The organism is Rudaea sp., assembly GCF_057139185.1.
Genome location: NZ_DBNHDN010000007.1, coordinates 113159 through 139104 on the forward strand (window position 1 = coordinate 113159; position 25946 = coordinate 139104).

The window sequence follows — 25946 nt, forward strand, 5'->3', positions numbered from 1 at the left end:
GGGCGCTATTCCTCGCGACCGAGGTTCTTCACGTCGACGCCGAGATCGCGCAGCTTTCGATAAAGGTGCGTGCGCTCCATGCCGACTATCTTGGCCAGCTTGCCGACGCTGCCGCCGGCATCCTGCAGCTGGCGCAGCAGGTAGGCGCGCTCGAACCGCTCGCGCGCTTCGCGCAGCGGCAGATTGAAATCGATCACGGCGGCTGACGAGTCGGCGGGAGCGGCGGTGCGCGGCGGCGCGATGCCCTTGCCGAGCGCGGCCTCGACCTCCTCGATCGTCACCTCGTCGCCATTGCCCATGATCAGCAGACGCTGGACGAGGTTGCGCAGCTCACGCACGTTGCCCGGCCAGTCGTGGTTGCGCAGGCGGTTCTGCACCGCGACCGGGAACACGCGGTACGGCAGCTTGTCGCGATGGGAAAAGAAGTCGGCGAAGGTGCGCAGGAGTTCGGGCACGTCTTCGCTGCGCTGGCGTAGCGGCGGCACGGCGAGCGGCACGACGTTGATCAGGTAGTAGAGTTCCTCGCGGAACGCGCCGGCCTTGACCTGCGTCTCGAGGCCGGAGGTGCTTGCCGCGATCACGCGCAGGTCGAGCGGTACATTGCCGGCCCCGCCGGCGCGCACCAGCGCGCGCCGTTCGAGCACGCTGCACAGGCGCTGCTGCAGCTCGGCGTCGAGTTCGGCGACTTCGTCGAGGAACAGCGTGCCGCCGTTGGCCTGCTCGATCAGGCCGGGCTGCACGCCGCTCGCATCCTCGCTGCCGAGCAATGCGGCGGCGAGATGTTCGCGTGGAATGCTGCCCGGCGCGACCGCGACGAACGGCCCACCCTGCCGCGACGAGCGCGCATGCAGCCAGCGCGCCAGCGATTCCTTGCCGGTGCCCGCCTCGCCCTGGATCAGGATCGAGGTATCGTGCTGGGCCAACTTGTCGAGCTGCGCGCGCAGCGCCCTCATCGCCTTCGACGCGCCGATCGGTTCCAGCGGCAGCGCGAGCTGTTCGCGCAAGCCCTCGTTCTCGCGCTTGAGCCGGCTCGCCTCGCGCGCGCGATCGATCGTCAGCAGCAGCTTGGCCAGCGAAATGGGCTTCTCGACGAAATCGTAGGCGCCCAGACGGGTCGCCTCGACCGCCGTCTCGACCGTGCCGTGGCCGCTCATCATGATCACCGGCGTGGTCAACGCGCCGGCCTGCGACCACTCGCGCAGCAGGCTGATGCCGTCGGTTTCCGGCATCCAGATGTCGAGCAGGATGACGTCGGGCCGGCCCTGCGTGCGCGCCTCGCGCGCCGCTGCCGCATTCGCCGCGAGCGCGACCTGATAACCCTCGTCCTCGAGGATTTCCTTCACCGTGGTGCGGATGTCAGGTTCGTCGTCGACGACGAGGATGCGGCCGGAAGCCATGCGAAGCGCCTGTTGCGAAAATGCGACTTGTAGGATAGCGCAAGAGCAGGAAGAGGACGCGTCGGTGGCCTGGTCAAAATGTGCAAATCCTCCATGATTTCTCAAATTCCGCTTAACCTTGCCAGCCTATAATCGCGCCCGGATCGGCCCTCTCGAGCCGATCGCCGAGCAATCCTCCCCATGCCATCGCAATCCGGCCCGGCAAGGCCGCTGACTCCCCTGCTCATCCGTTTCGGCCGCCTCGGCGACATGCTGCTGCAGGAACCGTTGCTGCACCTGCTGCGCAGCCGCTACGGCAAACCATGCGTCGTGCTGAGCCGCGGCGGCTGGAGCGACGAGTTGTACCGCGGTCATCCGGATGTTGCCGAAACCTGGCAATTGCTGACGCGAAACCGCCCCCTCGCCCTCAGCCCCGAGCGCTGGCGCATGATCGCGCGGATCCGCGAGCACGACGGGCCGATCTACGTCAGCGAGGACACGCGCGGCTCGCTCAAGCGCATCCGCTGGTTGCTGCGTTTCGCGCGCGTGCCGCGCGAGCGCTGTGTCTTCATCCGCGACCTGGATCTGCGTGCGGACGAGCACTGGGTCGACCAGGCGCTGCGCTTCGGCCGCACCACGCCGGCCGCGTATCGCGAAGCGGACTATCCGTGGCAGGCAGACGACCTGCGCGCCGCGCCGCGCCTGTACCTCGACGCGGACGACCGCGCCGACGCCACCGCGTGGCTGCGCGCGCGCGCGCTGGCCGACGCGCCGCTGGTGCTGCTGCAACCCGGCAACTGGCATGTGCACCGCTGGTGGGAGCCGCGCAATGCCGATCCGAAGTTCTGGCCGATCGACCACTGGGCCGCGCTGTTGCGCGCGATGCATGCGACCCTGCCGGCGGCAAACCTCGTGCTCTGCGGCGCGCCGGTCGAGACGCCCGTGTGCGAGGCAATCGCGAACGAGGCGCAACTCGCCGCAGTCAAGATCGCAACGACCGACCTGCCCGTACGCCGCCTGCTCGGCGTGCTCGAACGTGCACATTCGATGGTTTCGGTGGACACCGGCCCCGCGCACCTCGCCGCGGCGATGGGCTGCCCGCTCGTCGTGCTCTACGGTGGCAAGTACGGCCCGGCGAAGTGGGATAGACGCAGCCCTTTCGGCAAGCCGGTGGTCAACCTCTGCGTCTCGCCCGGGCCGATCGCCGCGATCGCGCCGGATCGGGTCATTGCGGCCTGGCGTTCGCTGGCGTAGATTGGCTTGCGGCGACCGCGGCGACCACCGCCGCAGCGGTCTGCGCGGCATCGAGCCCGCGCGCATCGATCGTGTGGTTGCGCGCGCCGTACACGCCCCAGCCGGGGATGTCGGTGACCGAAAAAATGCCGGCCGTCGGCGCGCCGCTGGCCGCGGCCAGGTGCATGATGCCGCAGTCGGCGCTGACATAAAGCGAGAGGTTGGCGAGCACGCCGCCGAGCCTGCGCAGGTCGGAGGAGAAATATGCCGGATACGCATCGCCGAGCAGCGAGCGGCCGAAGCCGGGCACGATCTCGATGATGGCATGATCCGGATGGCGCGCGGCGAGCGCGGCGAGAAAGTCCTGCCACCACTCGCGCGGATAGTTTTTCACGCCGGTGGCGAAGGCATAGACGCCGATCGTTCCGCGCGGCTGCACGAGCGCACCCGCGGCGATGATGGCGCGCAGCGTTTCGCGTCCCCGCTCGCGCTCGGCGGCGCAGAGGCGCAGGTCGAGTTCGGGATAACTCCACGTCGCCGCGTCGCCGGTCACGCCCATCGTCTTGCGCAACAGGTACACCGGCAACTTTGCCGCGTGTTCCTGCTCGCGCGGTTCGGCGAGCGCGTGGGTGAGATGGCCGCTTTTCTTCGGCCCGTCGAAGCCGATGCGGTAGCGCGCCCGCGAAGTGCGCACGAGCAGGCGGTCGGAATTCGACAGCAGGTACGGATCGATCGCGAGGTCGTACTTCGCCGCACGCAATTCGCGCAGCATGCGCCGATAGCGCAGCGGCGCCTTGACGACGCTGCGCGGCAGCACGGTCACGCGCCGCACTTGCGCATGGCGGGCAAACAATTGCGGCGCCGCGCCGCAACCGCTGACGATGTCGACCTCGGCGCCGGGAAAGCGCGCTTCGATCTCCTGCAGCAGCGGCGACAGCAGCAAGGTTTCGCCCAGCGTCTTCGCCGCACGGCAGATCAGGATGCGGTGGATGCCGCGCGCGGGAACGTGCTGCGGAAGATCGGCGGCCGCCGTCGATCGCGGCGACAGGTGCCGCGAAAACCAGCGCGCGATGCAGCGGCGCAAGCTCTTGGCGGGCGAGTCGTTGCTGTGGCGTATCTCCTGCGTCATGGCCGCGCAGTCTACCGGCAACTACTCGGCTTCGGCATCGACGTTCTTTTGCGGCGCCGGCACGTTGCCGCCGCGGCAGCTTTCATTCACCGCGTCGCTGCGGAACAGCCACCATTCGCGCCGGTTGGCGTGACCGACGTATCGCGCCTTGGTCTGGTCGACACACGGCGCCATCGCGTCGGCGAGGATGAAGATCCAGCGCGTGGCGGGCTGCTGTTCCTGCCAGCGGATCGCTTCGCCGAGTTGCAGGTGCGCCGGTTTGACGAAGCCGAACTCGGCGACGTCGCGGTCGGCCAGCAACAGGTTCTGCTCCTTCCACCCGACCAGCGCGAGCTGCGCATCGGCGCCGATCATCGCGCCGGCCTGGCGCATGAGCCCGCGCGCGGAACTCGAATCGTTGAGCAGCGGCGAGGCCCACAGCCCCCAGAGCAGCCACAGGCCGGCCAGACCCGCGACCAGACCGCGCGCCGCGCGCGCAAGGCGGAACCATGCGGCGCAGACCAGCAGCCATGCGCCGAGCGCGGTGAACAGGCCCCACAGCGCCGCGCCGCCACCGTCGAAACCGCGCTGTGCGGCGAGGTCGTTGGCAAATTTCCAGTGTCCCGACCAGGCATGCACTCCCGCCCCGGCCAGCAACGCGCCGAGTGCGACCAGCACGGCCAGCGCCAGCCAGCGGAACCAGCGCCGCTCGACGATCGCCGGCAGATACGGCGCGCAGGCCAGCACGACCATGGGCAGCGCCGGCATGATGTACATGTCGCGCTTGCCCGCCGGAAAGCTGAAAAACGCGATCACCAGCACCGCCCAGGCCAACGGCAGCAGCACGCGTGCATCGCGCGCCCTGAGCGCGCGTGCCCATGCGGGCACGGTGCCGAACCAGGTCAGCCACAGCGGCATCCAACCGCTCAGAATGACACCGACGAAATACCAAGGCGGCTGCTGGTGGTCCCACGAATCGGTGTAGCGCGCGGCCGTCTGCTTGAACAGGATGTCGTGCAGATAGGCCTGATAGTCCGAGGAGGGATGCAGCCACACGGCGAGCGCCAGCGGTACCAGCCACAGTGCGATCGCGGCGAGCAGTGTGGCGAGGCCACCCGCCCAGCGCCAGGCGGCGCCCTTCGTCGTTGCAACGTGGTTCCAATGTGTACTTCGCGCAAAAACATACGGCACGAACAGCAGCAGCGCGAGCACGCCGACGCCCTTGGTGATCACGCCGAGGCCCGCGGCGAAGCAGCCGAGCCAGTAGGCGCGCCAGTCCGGTCCGAGCAGGAAATGGCGCAGCAGCCCGTAGTTCGCCAGGGTGATGAAGAACGTCACCGTCGGGTCGATCTGCGCGCGCTTGGCCTGGTAGACGAACTGGAACACGCAAAGCAGCGCGACGCCGGCGTACAACCCGGTGCGGTGGTCCCACAGCCGCCGCACGAGGTCGTAGACGAGCAACAGCGTGCCGAGCGCGGCAAGCAGCGAGGGCAGCAGGAAGGCGATGCGCCAGTTCCGCGTCAGCTCGAACGCGGCGGCCTGCATGGCCATGAACGCGGGCGGCTTGTCGGCGTAGATCTCGTGGCCGCGATGCGGGATCAGCCAGTCGCCCGAAGCGACCATCTGCTGCGCCGACAGCGCGAAGCGCGGCTCATCCGCCGGCCACGGATCGCGCAGGCCGATGCCGGCGCCGATCACGACGAGGGCGAACAGCACAAACAGCCACAGCTCGCGGCGACCTTGGGGGGTGTGAACTGCTGGAGTCATCGGGTTGCTTCTGGCAGAGCAAAGAAAAAACCTGGCCGCGGATAACGCGGATGAGCACGGATAGAGCAAGAGCGAAGATAGATCAAGTTTCTTCCGCCTTGTCCGTGTTCATCCGCGAAATCCGTGGCGAAAACCGCCGAGTTTTTCTCACGCGACACCGTCGCGCGGCAGGCGCAGGGTGAACACGGCGCCGCCCTCGGCACGGTTTTCCGCGCGGATCGTGCCGCCGTGTTCCTCGACGATCTTCTTCGCCACGGCGAGACCGAGGCCGGTGCCTTTCACCTTGCTCGTCGTGTACGGCTCGAACCAGCGCGCGTCGAAACCCTCGGGCAGGCCCGGGCCGTTGTCGGCGACGGCCAGCTCGACCCAGTGGCGGCCGCCTTCGTCGATCTCGCGCGTGATCACCTCGATATGCGGCTTGTGCTCGCCGGTCACGGCCTCGAGCGAATTCTTGATCAGGTTGTGCAACAACTGGCGCAGGCGCACGGCATCGGCGCGCAGGCTCGGATCGCTCGCGGCGAACTGCCGCGTGAGCTGGATGCGCTGGTCGTTCTCGTACAGGTCGACCACCTCGCCGGCAAGCACGTTGATCGACAGCGCACGCGCGTCGATCTGCGGTGGGCGCGCATAGTCGCCGAACGCGTTGACCATGGCCTTGAGCGCTTCGACCTGGTTGACGATGGTCAGCGTCGCGCGGTCGAGCACTTCGGTCTCGTCGGGCGGCAGGCGGCCGATGAAGCGCCGGCGCAACCGCTCCGCCGCAAGCTGGATCGGGGTCAGCGGGTTCTTCACCTCGTGGGCGAGGCGGCGCGCGACCTCGGCCCAGGCCGCGTCGCGCTGGGCGCGGTTGAGCAGGGTCAGGTCGTCGAACACGGCGACGATGCCGGCGTCCTCGCCGAGCATCGGCGAGAGTTCCGCGCCGCGCAGCATCAGCACGCGGCGTTCGTTGCCTTCCTCCAGCACGACCTCCTCGCGCCACTCGCGCGCGGCCTCGCGCATGTGCTTGAGGATCGGATCGATCAGCGGTGCGAGCGTCGGACGTTCGCTGCGCAGCACGCCGAGATGCTGGCCGACGTGACGCGAGAGCGGCAGGTCGAGAATCACCTCGGCCGCGTGGTTGGCGGTGCGCAGCACACCTTCGCGATCGAGGCCGAGCACGCCGGCGGACAGGCGCTCGAGCACGGCCCTCAGGTAGGTGCGCTGGCTGTCCGTTTCCTGCGCGCTGCGGGCAAGGCGCGAACTGGCGCGCTCGAGCTCGCCCTGCATCTGCCCGAACGAGCGCGTGAGGAAGCCGAGTTCGTCGTCGCTGGCCACCGGCAGCGGCGTATCGTAACGGCCCGCGGCGACCGCGCGCGTCGCCGCGGCGAGGCGGCCGATCGGCGCCGTCAACCGGCGCGCAACGCCGAACGCGGTGAGCACGGCGAACAGCGCCGACAGCAGCAGGACGAAGGTCAGCACGAGGGTGAAGGTCAGCTTGAGCGAATCGCGCAGGAACTTCAGGCGCTGGAAGTCATAGCCAGCCTGCTCCACCGTCGCCATCAACGGCTGCATCTGCTCGGGTACCGGATACAGCGCCTGCAGCAGACGCGACGAGCTGCCGGTGGAGTCGGCGAGTGGCAGCACCACGCGCAGCTTGAGCAACCCCGGCTCGCCGAGCGGTTCGGCCACGGCGTAGCGGCCGGTGCTCCGAAGCTGGATCAGCGCGTTCGCATCCGGATAGACCGCATCGAGGAAGCGCGGATCGGAACCGGCATTGGCGAGCACCTGGCGGTTGTCGCCGAATACCACGAGCTGGGTGATCGGCTGCGCATCGAGCGCGGTGTTGAGGCGCTGCTGCAGCTCGGCGTCGGGCAGGTTGGCGAGGTCGCGCGCGATGTTCGCGGCGCCAGCCTCGGCCGCGCGCAGGTGTTCGTCGAGATAGGCCTTGCCCACGCCGAGTGCGGCGGACAGACCTTGTTCGAGGCGCGCATTGAACCAGGTGTCGATCGTGGCGTTGAGGAAGTAGAGCGAAAACCCGTAAACCACCAGCACCGGCGGCACCGCCAGCGCGATCAGCATGAGCAGCCAGCGCCGCGTCAGACGCGCACCGGGCACGGCGCCACGCAGTTCGCGCGACAGCCGCAACAGGCGCTGCGCGATGATCGCGACCAGCACGACCAGCGCCAGCGCCGATGCACCGAGCACCCACGGGTAGTAGCGCCCGAGGCGGTTGGTGTCGCTCGCCGCGTCGCGCGCGAGCAGCAACGTCGCCGCGAGCAGGGCGGCGATGGCCAGCGCGGGCAGCACGCGCCGCGCGATCAGGCTCAGCGCGTGCCGGGTCTGGCCTGCCATGCGTAGTTTCCGGTGGAGAGGCGCCAGTCCGCATCGATCAGCGCCGGCAGGCGCAGCGCGCCCGGCAGGGCATCACGTTCGAGGTCGATGCGCAGCACATAGCGCTGCGCCGCTGCCGCGACCAGCGTCGGATCGAGCGGCAGACGCAGGTCGGCGAGTGCGGCAATGACCAACGCGCGCACGGCATAGCTGCGCGTCTGCGTGCCGCCGTGTGCCGCGTCGGGATCGCGCAGCTGGTACTGGCGCGTCAGCGGGAAATAGCGCAACTCGCGGCGCCAGCGCTGCGTGGCAAGCTCGGCCCGCAGACCGAGCTTGCCGGGCGCCTGCGCCGAAAGCCGGATGTCGAACACGAGCGGGATGCCGTGGTCCAGGCCGTCGAGCAAGGTTTCGCTCGGCTGCCAGTCGAGTTGCGCACTGAGCACGCCGTCGGCGACCGCGGCCTCGCGCACGCCGAAGCGCACGCCGTCGCCCGTGCGCGCGCAGGCGCCGGCCAGCGCCGCGAGCATGACGGGAAAAAGTATATTAATGAACTTTTTCCAGAATGGCATAGTAGAATCCGTCCATGCCGCGCTCCCCCGGCAGGTTCTGCGCGCCGCCCGCGCCGGGCCGACGCCATCCGGGCGGCGCGACATCGAGCGCACGCGCGCCGGCATGGCGCGCGAGGAAGCGCTCGATCTGGCCCGCGTTCTCGTCCGCGAGCACGGAACACGTTGCATAGACTAAGCGCCCGCGCGGTCCGAGCAAAGGCCAGAGTGCGTCGAGGATGCGCGCTTGCCCGGCGACCAGGTGCGTGATGTCGACCGCGCGCCGGTGCAGCTTGATGTCGGGCTGGCGGCGCACGATGCCGGTCGCCGAGCACGGCGCGTCGATGAGGATGCGGTCGAACGGCTTGCCATCCCACCACGCCGCGGGCGCGGCTGCGTCGCCGCCGCGGGTTTCCGCGGCGAGGCCCAGGCGGGCGAGGTTTTCGGCGACGCGGGCCAGGCGGCGCGCATCGCTGTCGAGCGCGACCAGGCGCACCTCGGCGCTTTCGAGAATGTGCGCGGACTTGCCGCCCGGTGCGGCGCAGGCATCGAGCACACGCTGGCCGGCGGCAAGATCGAGCAGGCCTGCGGCGAATTGCGCCGCGCCGTCCTGGACGGAAAATGCACCTTCGGCGTAGCCGGGCAGGCGGGTCACATCGACGCTGTGCGCAAGCACAATGGCCTGGTCGTGTCCGGCGACCGCCTGCGCCTCGACGCCCGCTTGGGCAAAGCGCGCGAGCAATTCCTCGCGCTGCGCCCGGCGCCGGTTGACACGCAGCCACAACGGCGCCTGCGCGTTGTCGGCGGCGACGATGGCGTCGGCCGCGTCGGGCCAATCGTGGGCGAGCGCGTCGAGCAGCCAGCGCGGATGCGCGCTGCGCGCGACCGGGTCGGCATCCAGTTGCGCGAGCAGATTGTCGCGCTCGCGCAGCCAGCGTCGCAACAGCGCGTTGATCAGTCCGGCGAATTTCGGTTTGCGCAACGCGCGCACGGCATCGACCGTCGCCGCGACGGCCGCGTACTCGGGCTGGTGCAGCACGTCGAGCTGGACCAGGCCCAGCAGCGCCAGCGCATGCACATCCGCTTCGCGCTCGCGCAGCGACCGTTCGAGCAGACGCTCGAGCGCCGCGTCGTAGCGCAGCCACCAGCGCGCGCCCTCGTGCAGCAGGCTCGAGAGCAGGGCGCGGTCGCGCGCATCGGTCAGGCGTGGCGCGGTCGCGGTGAACACCGCGCGCAGCGATTCGCCGCGCACGACACGCGCGAGCGCCTGTGCGGCCAGCGCGCGCGCGTTCGCCGGCGCGGTTGCGGCCGCCTTCATGGCACCGCAGCGCGCTTGAGTTCGGGGCGCGCGTTGACATAGTCAGCCGCGGCGATGCGCCGGCCGCCGGCGCGCTGCACTTCGAGCAAGCGCAACACGCCGTCAGCGCAGGCGACATCGATGCCCTCGCGCGTGGCGGCGAGAATATCCCCGGCGTCCCGAGTCCCGGGCCCCAAGTCCCGGTGCTCCGCGCGCCAGACGCGCAGCGCTTCCCCTGCGACGACGGCTTCGGCAACCGGCCATGGATCGAACGCGCGCACCTTGCGTGCGAGGGCGGTGGCCGGTTCGTTCCAGTCCAGTCGCGCCTCCGCCTTGTCGAGCTTGTGCGCGTAGACGACGCCGTCTTCGGGCTGCGGCGTCGCCGCCAGTGGCGCGCCGTCAACGAGGTGATCCAGGCCTTCGCCGAGCACGCCCGCGCCGAGCGCGGCGAGCTTGTCATGCAGACTGCCGCCAGTGTCGGCGGGCGCGATCGGGATCGCCCGGCGCAGCAGCACCGGGCCGGTGTCGAGACCCGCCTCCATCTGCATGAGGCAGACGCCGGTTTCGTTGTCTCCGGCCAGGATCGCGCGCTGGATCGGCGCCGCGCCGCGCCAGCGCGGCAGCAGCGAGGCATGCACGTTCCAGCAGCCGCGGTGTGGAATCGCGAGCACCTTGCGCGGCAGAATCAGGCCGTAGGCAACGACGACGAGGAGGTCGGGAGCGAGGGTGGCGAGACGCGCGCGCGCGGCGGCGTCCTTGAATTGTTCCGGTTGCTCGACCGGCAGGCCGAAATCAAGCGCGGCCTGCTTGACCGGGCTCGGCGTGAGCTTGCGCCCGCGTCCGGCCGGGCGGTCGGGCTGGGTGTAGACGGCCGCGATTTCGACGCCGTCGCGGCGGCAAGCGGCCAGATGCGGCACGGCGAAATCGGGCGTTCCGGCGAACACCACGCGCAGCGGACGGCTCATGGCGGCGGTTTCAGCCCGCCGCTGCGCGGCGCTGCTTTTCCAGCTTCTTGCGCACCAGTTCGCGTTTCAGCGGCGAGAGGTAGTCGACAAACAACTTGCCGACCAAGTGGTCCATCTCGTGCTGGATGCAGATCGCGAGCAGGCCGTCGGCCTCGAAGCTCTGCGCCTGGCCGTGGCGGTCCAGCGCTTCGACCGTGATGCGGTCGGCGCGATCGACGTCGGCAAAGATCCCGGGCACCGACAGGCAGCCCTCCTGGTAGGTCCGGGAGCCGGCACTGGCCACGATCGCCGGATTGACCAGTACCATCGGCGCATTCTTTTCCTCGGACACATCGAGTACGAGCAGTTGCCTGTGCACGTTGACCTGGCTTGCGGCGAGGCCGATCCCGGGCGCCGCGTACATGGTCGCGAACATGTCGTCGATCAGGGTCTGCAGCGCCGCATCGAACACGGTCACGGGCTGCGCCTTGGTGCGCAGGCGCGGATCGGGGTATTCGAGGATCGGGAGCAGACTCATGGCCGGAAAATCGGGAATTCGGGGAGAAAGTATACGTCAATGTGCATGTCGCCACGATCTTGCGTGCCGCGTCGCGTTTCACCGGAAGTATTTTCCTCTACACTCTGCGGACCTCGGGGGACAACGGGTATCCACCATGCTGAAGAAGCTGCCTGCGATTTTTGCCGGACTCGCGCTGACCGTGGTCGCCTACGCGGCAACGGTCGAACTCAAGCCCGGCCATCCGGACACCTACGTCGTGCGCCGCGGCGACACGCTCTGGGGCATTGCCGGCAAGTTCCTCAAGAAACCCTGGCAATGGCCCGAGGTATGGCAGGCCAACGGCCAGATCAAGAACCCGCACCTGATCTTCCCCGGCGACGTGATCAACCTCGCCTATCTCAATGGTCCGCGTCTGAACAATGCCGGCGGTCCGCATGCGCGCGTCGAACAGCTCGAGGACGCGGTAAAACCGATCGCCCTCGAACGCATCGACAAGTTCTTGAAGCGTACGCGCATCATCGGCGAGGATCAGTTCAGGACCGCCCCGCACGTGGTCGGCGCCGAGGAAGCGCACCTGCGCGCGACCCCGGGCCAGCTCGTCTACGTACGCGGCCTCGACGCGCAGCCTGGTGACCAGCTCGCGATCGTGCGCCCACTCGGGCGCTACTATGAAGTCGTGCCGAAGGACGGCGCGCCACAGCGCTTCTACCGCGATTCGACCGACGAGGCCAGCCGCGACCACGAGAACCGCGGCGACCTGATCTGGCACCACGGCCCGAACCAGTTCACCCTCTCCGGCAACGTCAAGTTCCTCGGCTACGAAGGTCTGCAAACCGGCACGGTGCGTGTCACCAAGGCGGGCAATCCGGCTTCCGTGCTGTTGCTGAGTTCGGACATCGAGGTGGCGCCGGGCGATCTCGTCCTGCCGCTGGACGACAAACCCTACGACGCGCAGTACGTGCCGCATCCGCCCAAGCAGGTGCCGGCGGGCATGCGCGTGGTTGCGTTCACCGACACGATCGACCCGTCCGCCGGCATGGTTGCCGGTCGCGACCAGGTGCTCGCGCTGTCCCACGGTGCCGACGACGGCGTCGAGAACGGCCAGGTCTATTCGATCTTCCATCCAGGCGAGACGGTCAACGACAATTTCGACTATTCGCCGGAGAGCGCGAAGAAGTTCTTCCATCCCAAGGATGCGAAGGTGAAGTTGCCCGAGGAATACGTCGGCCACGTGATGATCTTCCGCACCTTCGACCATGTCAGCTACGGCCTGGTCATGGACGGCGTCAAACCGGTGCATCTGCGCGATCCGCTGTACGAGCCCGATCACCTTTAGCCTTGCTGTGCCCGGCATTCCGGCAAAAGCCGGAATGCCGGCGCACGAGCCGCGTCGCCAAGGAAGAGGGCAGGTTCATGTCCAGCGATCTTTCCTCCACGCAACTGCGTGCCTGGCTGGCCCTGTTGCGCGCGCCCGACCTCGGCGCCGCAGCCATCCGCACGCTGCTGGCGAAGCACGGCGACATCGCCAGCGCGCTGAAGCACGCGCGACGCGACGCGCCCGAGGAAGCCCGGAGCTGGCTTGCCGCGCCGGACGCCGCACGCCTCGACGCCGACGAAGCGTGGCTGGCACAACCCGGCCATCACCTGCTGACCTGCGACAGCGACGACTTTCCGCTGCTGCTGCGCGACATCGGCAGCGCGCCCGCGGCACTGTTCGTCAGCGGCGATCCGACCCTGTTGTGGACGCCACAGATCGCGATCGTCGGCGCGCGCAGCGCAAGCACGGCCGGGCTTGCCAACGCGCGCGCGTTCGCCCGCGCTTTCGCGCTGGCCGGCAACACGGTGACCAGCGGCCTCGCCGAGGGTATCGACGGCGCAGCTCATGCGGCCACGCTCGACGCCGGCGGCAAAACCGTAGCCGTGCTCGGCACCGGCATCGACCTGGTCTATCCACGCCAGCACGCCGAGTTGGCCGCGCGCATCGCCGCGAGCGGCGCGCTGGTCAGTGAATTCCCGCCCGGCGTGCCGGGCCATCCCAAACATTTTCCGCGGCGCAACCGCATCATCTCGGGGCTGAGTCTGGGTACGCTCGTGGTCGAGGCCAGCCTGAAATCGGGCTCGCTGACCACGGCGCGCTACGCCGCCGAGCAGGGCCGCGAAGTGTTCGCCCTGCCCGGATCGATCCACAACCCGCTCGCCCGCGGCTGCCACAAGCTGATCCGCGAGGGCGCGCGGCTGGTCGAAACCGCGACCGAAGTGCTGGAGGATCTGCGCGATGTCGGCGCCATCCTCGCCGATGGCCTGCGTGAACGCCTGGTCATGCTCGACGCCGGGGGCGGGCGCGGCGCGGTCGTGCAACACGGCGGCGAAGCGCGTGTCGACGACCCCGACTACGCCGCGCTGATGAAAGCGCTGGAGCACACGCCCGCGGCGCTGGACGAACTCGTCGAGCGCACCGGCCTGGCCGCTGCCGCACTGTCCTCGATGCTGCTCTTGCTCGAGCTCGACGGACTCGTTGTCGCCGAAAACGGGCGCTACGGGCGCACGCCGGCATAGACCGCGAACGGGTTCACAACACGCGGCGAAACCAGGCGGCTCGACGGGCTGAACTTGACAGCACGCCCTTTTGCGGGTTTGACTGAAAAAAGGGGTGCCGCGAAGCCGCGGCTCCGCAATTGCTTGAATTTCCTCCAGCCCGATCCATTTCTCCGCGTCGATACGGACGTGTCCGTGCCCGCGAAACAACCTATGGCAAAGAACCTGCTCATCGTCGAATCGCCGGCCAAGGCCAAGACGATCAACAAATACCTCGGCAAGGACTTCCAGGTCCTCGCCTCGTACGGCCACGTACGCGATCTGAAGCCGAAGGAGGGCGCGGTCGATCCTGACCACGACTTCGCGATGCACTACGAGCTGATCGAGAAAAACGAAAAGCACGTCGACGCGATCGCCAAGGCGGCGAAGGCGGCCGACTCGATCTATCTCGCGACCGACTTGGATCGCGAAGGCGAGGCGATCTCCTGGCACATTTCCGAGATCCTCAAGCAGAAGAAATTGCTCGACGGCAAGGATGTGCACCGCGTGGTGTTCTCCGAGATCACCCCGCACGCGATCAAGGAAGCCGTCGCCAATCCGCGCAAGCTCTCGCACGACCTCGTCGATGCGCAGCAGGCGCGGCGCGCGCTCGACTACCTGGTCGGCTTCAACTTGTCGCCGGTGCTCTGGCGCAAGGTGCAGCGCGGTCTGTCCGCGGGCCGCGTACAGTCGCCCGCGCTGCGCATGATCGTCGAGCGCGAGGAAGAAATCGAAGCATTCAAGGCACAGGAATACTGGACGATCGCCGCCGACTGCGCGCATCCCGACCAGCGCTTCAGCGCGCGCCTGCTCAAGCTGCGCGGCAAGAAGTTCGAACAGTTCGATCTGACCAACGAGCACGACGCCCACGCGGCGCGCGATGCGCTGATCAAGTCCGCGCAGGGCCGCCTCGTCGTCGCCGAGGTGCAGTCCAAGGAGCGCAAGCGCCGACCGTCGCCGCCGTTCACCACCTCGACCCTGCAGCAGGAGGCAGCGCGCAAGCTCGGCTTTTCGACCACGCGCACGATGCGTCTCGCCCAAGGCCTGTACGAAGGCGTCGCGATCGGCGGCGAAGGCACGGTCGGCCTGATCACCTACATGCGCACCGACTCGGTCAGCATCTCGATGGACGCCATCACCGAAATGCGCAAGGTGATCGCACGCGACTATGGCGCGAAAGCGCTGCCGGAATCACCCAACTTCTATCGCGCGAAATCGAAGAACGCGCAGGAAGCCCACGAGGCGATCCGCCCGACCTCGGCGTTGCACACGCCGAAAAGCATGGCGCAGTTCCTCAGCGAGGATCAGCGCAGACTGTACGAGCTGATCTGGAAGCGCGCGGTCGCGAGCCAGATGCAGTACGCCACGCTCAACACCGTCAGCGTCGATCTCGACGCGGGCAACGATTCGATGTTCCGCGCGAGCGGCACCACCGTGGTCGATCCCGGCTTCCTCGCCGTCTACGAGGAAGGCCGCGACGCGAAGAACGCCGAAGACGACGACGAGAACCGCAAGCTGCCCGCAATGCAGATCGGCGAAGCCGTGCCACTCGCCGACATCGCCGCCGACCAGCACTTCACCGAGCCGCCGCCGCGCTATTCGGAAGCCTCGCTGGTCAAGGCGCTCGAGGAATACGGCATCGGCCGCCCGTCCACCTACGCCAGCATCATCCAGGTGCTGCTCAATCGCGAGTACGTGACGCTCGACAGCCGTCGTTTCCGCCCGACCGACATCGGTCGCGCGGTCGGCAAATTCCTCGCCGGGCATTTCACCCAATACGTCGACTACGATTTCACCGCCAAGCTCGAGGACGAGCTCGACGCGGTCAGCCGCGGCGAAGAGGAATGGGTGCCGCTGCTGAAGAAATTCTGGACGCCGTTCAAGGCGCTGGTCGAGGACAAGACCGAAACGGTCGACCGCAGCGAAGCCGGCGGCGAGCGCGTGCTCGGCGATGATCCCGTCAGCGGCAAACCGGTGTCCGTGCGCCTCGGCCGCTACGGGCCGATGGCCCAGCTCGGCGGCCGCGACGACGAGGACAAGCGCTTTGCGTCATTGCGTCCAGGCCAGAGCATCCACACGATCTCGCTCGAGGATGCGCTGCATCTGTTCAAGCTGCCGCGTGATCTCGGCCTCGCCGACGACGGCCAGAAAATCAGCGCTGCGATCGGCCGCTTCGGCCCGTTCGTCAAGCACGGCAAGGTCTACGCCTCGATCAAGCCGCCCGACGATCCGTACACGATCGAACTCGAACGCGCGAAGGAAGTCCTGCGCGAGAAGGAAGAAGCGATCCGCAACCGCGTCATTGCGAGCTTCCAGGACGGCGCGATCCAGGTCCTGCGCGGCCAGTACGGCCCCTACATCACCGACGGCAAGAAGAACGCGAAGATTCCGAAGGATCGCGAACCGGCGAGCCTGACCGAAGCCGAATGCGTCGAACTCATCGCCGCTGCTCCCGAAAAGCGCGGGCGCTTCGGCAAGGCGGCCAAGGCGGCGCCCGCGAAGAAGGCTGCGGAAGCCAAGCCAGCGAAGAAAGCAGCGACGAAAAAAGTCGCAGCAAAGAAAACCGCGAGAAAGAAAGCGGCGGTGAAGAAGGTCTCAAACAAAGCTTAAGAAAGCGGCGCAATGCGCTGCGCTTGTTGCGCCCTACTTGCTTGCTACTTGCGCGAATCAGGCGAAATCATGATCCCTATTCAATGCGCCTGCGGAGAGACGTACCACGCCGACGAGCAACATGTCGGGCGAAAAATTCAATGCAGCAAGTGCGGAAAGGTCCTGATGATCACTGGGCGTAGCCCACTACCAAAAACGGCTTCCCTTCCACCTGAACCTCCTCTCTCATCCAAAGCTGCTACGTCAAGTCACCCCGGCGGCACGAAGCCCGTTCGGTTGCCGAAAGCCAAGTCACGCCTTTGGAAAGGCGCCACTATCGTATTGGGGCTTGTAACCTTTACTTGGATTTCCTCGCAACTTGACGACTGGCTTCAAGCGAATTCAGCTGCTCGATCCTCTCAATATCGCTCTACCGCTTCTCGCCCTATCACTTCGGTCGTGCCTCCACCGGCAACAACACCTTTGTGTCCTGTTGAATCACAAGTACGACCAATCTCCGGTACGGAGTTAGGTGGCAAGCATCAGAGAGGCCTAGGTTCTCTGAAAATCTCAAATGGCACAGGCCTTGATGCCGTCGCAACTCTCAATGATGATACGGTTTCCACAACACCGCGCCTTGCAATCTTCGTTCGCAACGGAGAATCCGCCACGATAGCATCAGTTCCAATCGGTACCTACCGTCTTCGCTTCCAGTTCGGTACAACTTGGCTTCAACGAGAACGAAAATTTTGCCTGCTCCAAGGAAAATCTGAATTTGACAAGCCACTCGATTTCTCTGAAACAAAATATGAAACTGAGGACGGATACGGAACGCGTTATGCCACCCACATGGTGACGCTGAATCCTGTATTGGGAGGAAACGCTAAAACGCACGCACTACCCGACACTCCCATCGAGCTTCCACCTTTGTAGAAAGCAAGCAAGTAGGGCGCAATAAGCGCAGCGCATTGCGCCGCAAAGCACGAAAAAGAGCTATTCCCGAGGCGCAATCCCGGATTCCCGGCCACCCGCCCAATCGAGCGGATACACGCCCGCAGCGACGAGCCGATGGAACGTCGAAAACGGCCAATCCGCGACGCGCGTGACGTGCCCATGCTTGACGGGATTGATGTGAACATAGTCCACGTGCGCGGCGAAATCCGCTTCGTCGCGAATGAGGTGTTCCCAATAGCGTCGCTGCCAGATGCCGCGCTCGCCGCGACGGATGCGCGTTGCCGAACGCGGCTCCGTTCGCGCAATGCCCTTGGAAAATTCGAGTTTGATCAATCGCCAGCGCGTGGCGAAATCGCTGTCGCCCGCGGGAAGGGAAATCACGCAATGCAAATGGTCGGGCAATACTACCCATCCGTGTATCGTGAATGGATGGCGCACCCGCACCTTTGCAATCGCCCGGCGCAACAAATCGATATGTCGCACGAGCAAATCGTTTCCGTGACGGCGAAGCAGGTTCACCGTGAAGAACCAGGTGCCGCCGGGCTGCCATGCGCGTCGATAGTTCGGCATGGTTTTGATTGTCTGTGCGGGCAGGTTGTGGCGCAATGGGCGGCGGCGCAATGCGCTACGCTTATTGCGCCCTACATGCTGCACGCCACTTCCAAGCCGCTGCCCATGAATGACGTCCAACTACATGTGACCAAGGCCGTTGAAGCGCTGCGCGCCGGCGGCGTGATCGCCTACCCGACCGAAGCGGTATTCGGCCTTGGCTGCGATCCGCACGACGAAGCGGCCGTGGCGCGCGTATTCGCGCTCAAGCAGCGGCCGCCGGTGCAGGGCGTGCTGTTGATCGCGGCCGATTTTGCCCAAGTGGAAAAATATATCGACCTGGCGCAGGTGCCGGCGGAGGCGCTCGTGCGCGTGCGCGCGAGCTGGCCGGGCCCGCATACGTGGGTGTTCCCGCGCGCCGCGGCGACGCCGGAATGGCTGGCGCGCGGGCATGCGGGCATTGCCCTGCGCGTGACCGCGCATCCGCTTGCCGCCTCGCTGTGCCGTGCGTTCGGCGGCGCGCTGGTCTCGACCAGCGCAAACCGCCACGGCGAGCCGCCCGCGCGCAGCGCGGAGGCCGTTCAAGCTGCATTCGGGCAGGATGTGGCCTATATTCTCGCGGGGGAGACTGGCGGACTGGCACGACCGACGCCGATCCGCAACGTCGTCACCGGCGAAGAAATCCGGGGCTAGGGAAGAAACATTTTTTGGGGGAGCCGCATGTCGGCCGTATTCGAAAACGCGCGATCGCAGGAAGCGCAGAAAAAAATCCCGCTGCTTGCGGACGCGGATTTGAACCGTGTGTTCGCCTGGCACGGCGAACGCGAAATCAGCGCGGCCGAATTTCTCGCCGACGTGTTCGCCCTCGCCGCGCGCCTGCCCGAGGCGCGCCACGCGCTCAACCTGTGCACGCAGCGCTACCACTTTCTCGTCGCGTTTTGCGCCGTCGCCGTTGCCGGACAAATCAACCTGCTGCCTCCATCGCGCGCACCGCAGGCGCTTGCCGAACTGCTGCATGCGTACCCGAACCACTATGCACTGCGCGACGAAGACGACACGTTGGACGATACGCGCACGATCGATGTGCGCGCGGCGCTGGCGATTGCGCCCGAGCGCAGGTTCTTCGCCAATGCCTCGATACCGGCCGACCAGCTCGTCGCGATCGGTTTCACTTCGGGCTCGACCGGCACGCCGAAGGCGAACCGCAAGACCTGGGGCGGATTCTGCGCTTCAAGCGCGCTCAATCTTGGGGCGCTGCTGGCAACGACAAGCGAAACGTTCAACATTCTCGCGACCGTGCCGCCGCAGCACATGTTCGGCATGGAATTGTCGGTGCTGTTGCCGCTGCGGTCGCGTGCAGCGATCCACGATTCGCAGCCGCTGCTGCCGGCCGACATCGCCGCCACGCTCGCGGAAATGCCTGCCCCGCGCGTGCTCGTGACCACGCCGTTCCATCTGCGCGCGCTGCACGAATCGGGCGTCGCGCTGCCAGCGCTCGCCGCGGTCGTCACTGCGACCGCGCCGTTGTCGGCCGAGCTCGCCGCCGCGGTGGAAGCGCGGTTCGCGACGCGCGTGATCGAGTTGTTCGGCTCGACCGAGACGTGCGTGATCGCGCAGCGCCGCACCGCGCTCGCCGAGCCGTGGTCGCTTTACGACGGCATCGAACTGCATCCTCAACCCGACGGCACGCTCGCCAGCGCGGCGCATTTCGCCGAGCCGACCGTGCTGCAGGACATCGTCGAGCTGCTGCCCGAACGGCGCTTTCATTTGTGCGGACGCAACAGCGACCTGCTCGAGATCGCCGGCAAGCGCGCCTCGCTTGCCGACCTGACGCGGCGACTGCTTGCGATCGATGGCGTTGTCGATGGTGTGGTGTTTCAGCTCGATGCTGAAACGGATTCGGCGAGCGAACATGGCGTACGCCGCATCGCCGCACTTGCCGTCGCCCCGGGACTGACCGAAGCGCAAGTGCTCGAGGCTCTGCGGGCGACGATCGACCCGGCGTTCCTGCCACGGCCGCTGCGCATTGTCGATGGGCTGCCGCGCAATGCCACCGGCAAGCTGCCGCGCACGGCGTTGCTCGCCGCGTTGTCGTAGTCGGAATTCGCAAATACGCCGGAACGTCAGGCGCGCGACTACCAGCCGAACACCTTGTACTGCACCGCGCCCGGTTTGCCGTGCATGCCGGCGTCGAGATCGGGCGGCATCGGTCCCTGGTAGTTCGGATCGACGTACCACTTTTCGCTGCCCGTATCCTTGGACTTGAAGTACTGGGCGAAGATCTTGCCGCGTTTGCGGTACTCGGTGATCGTCTCGTTGCCTTCCTGGCGCACGGTGACGACGGGCAGTTCGGTCGCCTCGGCCGCTTTCTGCACTTCGGGCGGCAGGCCCGGACTGTCGAATTTCTTCTCGGGCTCGGATGGCAGCGTCGTCACCGGCTGCGCGGCGCGCCGACGCGCTTCCTCGGCGGCAGCCCGGGATTCGGCGTCGGAGTTCGCGATCGGCACTGTCTTCGCCTTGTTCGCCGTGGGCGGTGTCTGTGCCGCGGACGCGGGCGGCTCGTCCATCGCCGGCGGCGGCTGCACGGGCGGCAGGCCGTCGTCCGTTTTCTTCTGACCTTGAGCGTGGATCTGGGCTGCGATCAGTCCGCAGGCGAGCACGACCGGAAACAACGAGCGCATGATTCCACTCCCTCAGAACTCCCGTGTGAAGCATAGCAAAGTACGCGTGAAGCGCGCATGAAACGGCGCACGCGCGCAGTCCTCCGCGTTTGCAAATCGCGCATGACTGGCCCAAGCTCACCGCCCCGTACGCAATTCGCGCCGCGCATGTCCGCCAAGACCTTGACCCTGATCGACGGCTCCGGCTACCTGTTCCGCGCCTTCCATGCACTGCCGCCGCTCGCGAACCGCAATGGCGAGCCGACCGGCGCGCTGTTCGGCGTGTTCAACATGCTGCGCACGACGCTGAAGGCCCGGCCCGACTATCTCGCCTTCGTCGTCGACGCGCCGGGACCGACCTTCCGCGACGAACTCTATCCCGACTACAAGGCACACCGGCCGCCGATGCCGGAGGATCTACGCGCCCAGATCGAACCGATGATGAACCTTGTCGCCGCGCTCGGCATTCCGATCCTGCGCGTGGGCGGCGTCGAGGCCGACGATGTGATCGGCACGCTGTCGAGGCAGGCGGCGAAGCAGGGCATCGAGGTCACGGTATCGACCGGCGACAAGGACATGGCCCAGCTCGTGGATGCGCACGTCAAGCTTGTCAACACGATGACGAACACGACGCTGGACGAAGCGGGCGTCGTCGACAAGTTCGGCGTACGCCCGGACCAGATCGCGGACTACCTCGCGCTGACGGGCGATGCGGTGGACAACGTGCCCGGCGTGGAAAAGTGCGGCCCGAAGACCGCGGCGAAATGGCTGGGCGAATACGCCACGCTCGACGGCGTCATCGCCAACGCAGACCGGATTGGCGGCAAGATCGGCGAAAACCTGCGCCGCGCGCTGCCGCAACTGCCGCTTTCGCGCGCGTTGACGATCATCAAGATCGACGTCGCGTTGGAGCAGAAACCGACCGACCTCGTGCGACGCGAGGCCGACGTCGACAAGTTGCGAGAGCTCTATGCGCGTTACGAATTCAAGGCGGCGCTGAAAGATCTCGACGCGGGACTCGAAAAACCGGAAAGCATCCTGTCGCAAACTGATCAGGTGGGGAAAAATGAACCAACGCATCACGCGGCGCCCGATTCTCCGAGCCCCGAGTCCCGAGTCCCGGCCCCCGACAAGCATTACGAATTGGTCCTCTCGCAGGCGCAATTCGACGCATGGTTGAAAAGACTCGAAGCGGCCGACCTGATCTGCATCGACACCGAAACGACCGGTCTCGATCCGATGCGCGCCGAGATCGTCGGTGTGTCGTTCGCGGTCGAGCCAGGCCACGCGGCCTACGTGCCGCTCGCGCACGACTATCCCGCTGCGCCGGCACAACTGGACCGCGCGGCCGTGCTCGCAGCGCTGCGCCCGCTGCTGGAAGACGCGAAGAAACACAAACTCGGCCAGCACGCGAAGTACGACATGAACGTGCTGTCGAACTACGGCATCGCCGTGCAGGGCGTGCGTTTCGACTCGATGCTCGAATCCTACGTGTGGAACTCGGCGAGCAATCGCCACGACATGGACACGCTGGCGAAGAAATACCTCGGCGTCGACACGATCCACTACGAGGACGTGACCGGCAAGGGCGCCAAACAAATCCCGTTCTCGCAGGTCGATGTGCGCGTCGCGGCCGACTACGCGGCCGAGGATGCCGACATCACCTTGCGCCTGCACGAGGCGCTGTGGGCCAGGCTCGAAACCGAACCCGGGCTGCAGAAGGTGTTCGACGAAATCGAGATGCCGCTTGTGCCCGTGCTCGCGCGCATGGAACAAACCGGCGTGCTGATCGACGCCGCCAGGCTCAAGAAGCAGAGCAACGAACTCGGCAAGCGCCTGCTCGAAATCCAGCAGCGTGCATTCGATGTCGCCGGCCGTCATTTCAGCCTCGATTCGCCGAAGCAGTTGCAGGCGTTGCTCTATGACGAGTTGAAGCTGCCGGTATCGGTGAAGACGCCGACCGGCCAGCCGTCGACGAACGAGGAAGCGCTCGAGGCGCTCGCCAACCAGCACGAGCTGCCGCGCCTGATCCTCGATTACCGCACCCTGGCCAAGCTGCGCTCGACCTACACCGACAAACTGCCCGAGGCGATCAATCCGCGCGACGGGCGCGTGCACACGAGCTACCACCAGGCTGTCGCCGCGACGGGCCGGCTGTCCTCGAACGATCCGAACCTGCAGAACATTCCGATCCGCACCGAGGAAGGCCGGCGCATCCGTCAGGCCTTCGTCGCGCCGCCGGGCTGCAAGGTGCTCGCCGCCGACTATTCGCAGATCGAGCTGCGCATCATGGCGCACCTGTCGGGCGATCCGGGCCTGCTCGCCGCGTTCCATGGCGGTCAGGACGTCCATCGCGCGACCGCGGCCGAAGTTTTCGGCGTGCCGCCCGAGCAGGTCGACGCAAACCAGCGCCGCGCAGCCAAGGCGATCAATTTCGGCCTGATGTACGGCATGAGTGCGTGGGGGCTCGCGCGTCAGCTCGGCATCGATCGCGGCGAGGCGAACGATTACGTCAAACGCTACTTCGAACGCTATCCGGGCGTGCGCGAATTCATGGACCGCACACGCGAGCAGGCGCACCGTGACGGCTACGTCGAAACCCTGTTCGGCCGCCGCCTGTACCTCACCGAAATCCATTCGCGTAACCAGGGCCTGCGCGCGGGCGCGGAACGCGCGGCGATCAACGCGCCGATGCAGGGCACCGCGGCCGACATCATCAAGCGCGCGATGATCGCGGTCGACGCCTGGCTGCAATCACTGCACGACGAAGCACGCATGATCATGCAGGTGCACGACGAACTCGTGTTCGAGGTACGCGAAGACGCCGTGAAGAAAATCTCCGACGGCGTGCGCGAGCGCATGATGCATGCGGCGCAACTCGCGGTACCGCTGATCGTCGACATCGGCATTGGCGACAACTGGGACGAAGCGCATTGACGGAATCTTCACGCACGAGAAGATGAACTTTCCGTCATGTTGCGGAAAATAGCGTTCTGCTGGCCGTACAAACGCTTGATTTTCAAGCGCATGAATGAAAACTAAACCAATCAGTGCGATTTTTCCGTGCGGCTTGAACTTTCGTCGCCCTGACCGCAACTAACTTGACGGTGCACGCAACGGCACCTCGGCTGGCCTAACCTCCCTTAGGTTCAGCCCTCGAAGGCCGATCCCTCCCCAGATCCGCCTTCGGACCCGGCCCCGGAAGCTTCCCCCTAAGCTTTCGGGGCTTTTTTTGCCCGGCGATTCAGTGTCGTGTCAAGCGACTGAGTTGGATTTCAGCCATGCCACCAGAGAGTTGAACAGCGGATACCACATGTTCTGGTCGTTAGGCGCGCCGATGCCGTAAGCCAATGCCATCACGCCGGTGTTTATTTCGCGCTCGGCGACGAACACGTCTTTGGAAGACGCGGCTTCGGTGGCAATCAATTTGACGAATTTTTTGTCGTCACGTTTCTCGATATCGAAATGTATCCAGAGAAATTTTTGATAGTTCCTGCCCGCATTGCTGATCCCAATCCGGTCGTTGGCGGCAAGAGAGGGGACTTTGTCCTGCAGATTTTTTTCAATGATTCGCGCCTGCAAATCCTTTATGTCGAGCACTTCCGAGAATATACCGAGTTCTTTGATTTGCTTGAACGCGGAATCGCCTGTGGTTACCAGGGCAAAGGACTTGTAGTCCGCGAGATTGATTTTCTCTGCGGTGTCGGTCTTGGCTTGCTCAACGGCACCGTGGCTATCGGTTGCCAGGTACCCGCTATTGTTGGGTTTGATCACCTTACCTGTTGTTCCGCAACCTGCAATCAACAAAATCGCTGCAGACAGAGGCACTGCCCTACCGATCATACGGATCATATTTTCCCCGACTAAGAAAAGCGTTGTACAAGAAGCCCAAAATCGAAAAGCACCACGCCGACCATCAGCGATACTTCGTCGGCGTGACAGATCCAGCCCCAGCAACGATGTCGATTTGGTTTATAGGTTGTTGATCAGCTCGTCGCCGAACTCGGAGCACTTCACTTCGGTGGCGCCATCCATCAGGCGGGCGAAGTCGTAGGTGACCTTTTTGTTCGCGATCGCCTTGTCCATGGCCGAGATGATCGCATCCGCGGCTTCGGTCCAGCCCAGGTAGCGCAGCATCATTTCGCCGGAGAGGATGACCGAGCCCGGGTTGACCTTGTCGAGACCGGCGTATTTCGGCGCGGTGCCGTGGGTCGCCTCGAACACGGCGTGGCCGGTCAGGTAATTGATATTGCCGCCCGGCGCGATGCCGATGCCGCCGACCTGCGCGGCGAGCGCGTCGGAAAGGTAATCGCCGTTGAGGTTGAGCGTGGCGATCACGTCGAACTCGTCCGGGCGCGTCAGCACCTGCTGCAGGGTGATGTCGGCGATCGCGTCCTTGATCAGCACCTTGCCGGCGGCGAGCGCGGCCTTTTGCTCGGCGTTGGCCTCGGCCTCGCCCTTGGCAGCCTTGGTCTTCTCCCAGGTTTCCCAGGTGTAGGTCTGGTTCGGGAAGAATTTCTCGGCGACCTCATAGCCCCAGTTGCGGAAGGCGCCCTCGGTGAACTTCATGATGTTGCCCTTGTGCACCAGGGTCACCGACTTGCGCTTGTTCTGGATCGCGTACGAGATTGCGCTGTGCACGAGACGCTCGGTGCCCAGTTCGCTGACCGGCTTGATGCCGATGCCGACGTTGACGCCGACCTCGCGATGCGGCATGCCGATGCCTTCCAGTTGCTTCTGCCACGCTTCCGACTTGGCCTTGGTGCCGAAGCGGATCTTGTCGAACGCCTTCGGATCGTTCTGCGCGATGAATTCGAGCAACTTCTGCGCCGCTTCGCTGCCCGCGGCGTATTCGATGCCGGCGTAGATGTCCTCGGTGTTCTCGCGGAAGATCACCATGTCCACTTTTTCCGGCGTTTTCACCGGCGAAGGCACGCCCTTGAACCAGCGCACCGGGCGCAGGCAGACATAGAGATCGAGCATCTGACGCAGGGCGACGTTGAGCGAGCGGATGCCGCCGCCGACCGGCGTGGTCAGCGGGCCCTTGATCGAAACCAGATACTCGCGGCAGGCTTCGACCGTCGAATTCGGCAACCAGGTGCCGAACTGGTTGTTCGATTTCTCGCCGGCGAACACTTCCAACCAGTGAATCTTGCGCTTGCCGCCATAGGCTCGAGCCACGGCCGCGTCGAGTACGCGCACCGAGGCGCGCCAGATGTCGGCACCGGTGCCGTCGCCTTCGATGAACGGGATGATCGGGTTGTCCGGAACGTGGAGTCTGCCATTCTGGATTGAAATCCTGGCGCCGGCGACGGGCGCGATGTAGGTGGGTTCAGCCATGGGTTGCTCACGTTATCGGGTGGACGAGAAAGACGTGCAAGCGTATCAGGAGGTGAACCGCCCCGGGAACGTCGGAGGCTGGTTGGTGTGAGTCAAGCCGCCATCGGCATCACACGTTGTTGCTGTTGCTGATGATATATCGCTTCTGCTTCCGCCGGCGGTCGGTGTCCGATCGAGGAG

The 25946-nt window shown here is 66.0% G+C and carries 20 protein-coding genes; 8 read left to right on the forward strand and 12 right to left on the reverse strand.

Going from position 1 to position 25946, the window contains the following annotated elements:
• Window positions 1-5: 5 nt before the first annotated feature.
• A complete protein-coding gene (locus tag AC16HO_RS03015; RefSeq protein ID WP_395643933.1) occupies window positions 6-1397 on the reverse strand; it encodes a sigma-54-dependent transcriptional regulator in 1392 nt (463 codons plus the stop codon).
• A gap of 180 nt (window positions 1398-1577) precedes the next feature.
• Between AC16HO_RS03015 and AC16HO_RS03020 the strand changes: the two genes are divergently transcribed.
• Entirely contained in the window at window positions 1578-2630 is a 1053-nt protein-coding gene (locus tag AC16HO_RS03020) for a glycosyltransferase family 9 protein (protein ID WP_395643934.1), read from the forward strand.
• Here the strand turns inward: AC16HO_RS03020 and AC16HO_RS03025 are convergent.
• The 7 genes from AC16HO_RS03025 to def form a co-directional block, all read right to left on the reverse strand.
• On the reverse strand, window positions 2602-3738 hold the full coding sequence (locus AC16HO_RS03025; protein WP_395643935.1) for a glycosyltransferase family 9 protein: 1137 nt from the start codon (window positions 3736-3738) through the stop codon (window positions 2602-2604). The two genes, AC16HO_RS03020 and AC16HO_RS03025, sit on opposite strands and share 29 nt — an antisense overlap.
• A gap of 21 nt (window positions 3739-3759) precedes the next feature.
• Complete coding sequence (locus AC16HO_RS03030) at window positions 3760-5484, reverse strand: ArnT family glycosyltransferase (RefSeq protein ID WP_395643936.1); 1725 nt, start codon at window positions 5482-5484, stop codon at window positions 3760-3762.
• Between the two features lie 147 nt (window positions 5485-5631).
• A complete protein-coding gene (locus tag AC16HO_RS03035) occupies window positions 5632-7815 on the reverse strand; it encodes a sensor histidine kinase (protein ID WP_395643937.1) in 2184 nt (727 codons plus the stop codon).
• Entirely contained in the window at window positions 7788-8363 is a 576-nt protein-coding gene (locus AC16HO_RS03040) for a DUF4390 domain-containing protein (protein ID WP_395643938.1), read from the reverse strand. Before AC16HO_RS03040 ends, AC16HO_RS03035 begins: the two co-directional genes overlap by 28 nt.
• On the reverse strand, window positions 8338-9657 hold the full coding sequence (rsmB, locus tag AC16HO_RS03045) for a 16S rRNA (cytosine(967)-C(5))-methyltransferase RsmB (RefSeq protein WP_395643939.1): 1320 nt from the start codon (window positions 9655-9657) through the stop codon (window positions 8338-8340). Before rsmB ends, AC16HO_RS03040 begins: the two co-directional genes overlap by 26 nt.
• Window positions 9654-10601 carry a methionyl-tRNA formyltransferase gene (gene fmt, locus AC16HO_RS03050; RefSeq protein ID WP_395643940.1) on the reverse strand — a complete coding sequence of 316 codons (948 nt, stop codon included), beginning with the start codon at window positions 10599-10601 and terminating at the stop codon, window positions 9654-9656. The genes rsmB and fmt overlap by 4 nt, the downstream gene beginning before the upstream one ends.
• A gap of 10 nt (window positions 10602-10611) precedes the next feature.
• On the reverse strand, window positions 10612-11118 hold the full coding sequence (def, locus tag AC16HO_RS03055) for a peptide deformylase (RefSeq protein ID WP_395643941.1): 507 nt from the start codon (window positions 11116-11118) through the stop codon (window positions 10612-10614).
• A 136-nt stretch (window positions 11119-11254) separates the two neighbouring features.
• On the opposite strand from def, the gene AC16HO_RS03060 reads away from it, so the two are divergent.
• From AC16HO_RS03060 to AC16HO_RS03075, 4 genes are all read left to right on the forward strand, one after another.
• On the forward strand, window positions 11255-12436 hold the full coding sequence (locus AC16HO_RS03060; RefSeq protein ID WP_395643942.1) for a LysM peptidoglycan-binding domain-containing protein: 1182 nt from the start codon (window positions 11255-11257) through the stop codon (window positions 12434-12436).
• 77 nt (window positions 12437-12513) lie between these two features.
• Window positions 12514-13656 (forward strand): DNA-processing protein DprA, encoded by a 1143-nt coding sequence (gene dprA / locus AC16HO_RS03065; RefSeq protein ID WP_395643943.1) that lies wholly within the window; start codon window positions 12514-12516, stop codon window positions 13654-13656.
• 192 nt (window positions 13657-13848) lie between these two features.
• Complete coding sequence (locus AC16HO_RS03070; protein ID WP_395643944.1) at window positions 13849-16284, forward strand: DNA topoisomerase I; 2436 nt, start codon at window positions 13849-13851, stop codon at window positions 16282-16284.
• A 69-nt stretch (window positions 16285-16353) separates the two neighbouring features.
• The gene (locus AC16HO_RS03075) at window positions 16354-17196 is read left to right on the forward strand and encodes a hypothetical protein (protein WP_484335286.1); all 843 of its coding nucleotides are present in this window, start codon (window positions 16354-16356) and stop codon (window positions 17194-17196) included.
• 60 nt (window positions 17197-17256) lie between these two features.
• Here the strand turns inward: AC16HO_RS03075 and AC16HO_RS03080 are convergent, their stop codons facing one another.
• Entirely contained in the window at window positions 17257-17907 is a 651-nt protein-coding gene (locus AC16HO_RS03080) for an REP-associated tyrosine transposase (RefSeq protein WP_484335287.1), read from the reverse strand.
• Here AC16HO_RS03080 and tsaC point away from each other — a divergent pair.
• Together tsaC and AC16HO_RS03090 are read left to right on the forward strand one after the other, a co-directional pair.
• A complete protein-coding gene (gene tsaC / locus AC16HO_RS03085) occupies window positions 17893-18459 on the forward strand; it encodes an L-threonylcarbamoyladenylate synthase type 1 TsaC (RefSeq protein WP_395643946.1) in 567 nt (188 codons plus the stop codon). The two genes, AC16HO_RS03080 and tsaC, sit on opposite strands and share 15 nt — an antisense overlap.
• A 27-nt stretch (window positions 18460-18486) precedes the next feature.
• On the forward strand, window positions 18487-19863 hold the full coding sequence (locus AC16HO_RS03090; protein ID WP_395643947.1) for an AMP-binding protein: 1377 nt from the start codon (window positions 18487-18489) through the stop codon (window positions 19861-19863).
• A 38-nt stretch (window positions 19864-19901) separates the two neighbouring features.
• Here the strand turns inward: AC16HO_RS03090 and AC16HO_RS03095 are convergent, their stop codons facing one another.
• A complete protein-coding gene (locus AC16HO_RS03095) occupies window positions 19902-20447 on the reverse strand; it encodes a hypothetical protein (protein ID WP_395643948.1) in 546 nt (181 codons plus the stop codon).
• A gap of 147 nt (window positions 20448-20594) precedes the next feature.
• On the opposite strand from AC16HO_RS03095, the gene polA reads away from it, so the two are divergent.
• Window positions 20595-23363, forward strand: a complete 2769-nt coding sequence (gene polA / locus AC16HO_RS03100; RefSeq protein WP_395643949.1) for a DNA polymerase I — start codon at window positions 20595-20597, stop codon at window positions 23361-23363.
• A gap of 318 nt (window positions 23364-23681) precedes the next feature.
• Here the strand turns inward: polA and AC16HO_RS03105 are convergent, their stop codons facing one another.
• Window positions 23682-24278, reverse strand: coding sequence for a hypothetical protein (locus AC16HO_RS03105; protein ID WP_395643950.1), 597 nt, complete (start codon window positions 24276-24278; stop codon window positions 23682-23684).
• A 120-nt stretch (window positions 24279-24398) separates the two neighbouring features.
• The gene (gene icd, locus AC16HO_RS03110) at window positions 24399-25766 is read right to left on the reverse strand and encodes an isocitrate dehydrogenase (NADP(+)) (RefSeq protein WP_395643951.1); all 1368 of its coding nucleotides are present in this window, start codon (window positions 25764-25766) and stop codon (window positions 24399-24401) included.
• Window positions 25767-25946 lie beyond the last annotated feature (180 nt).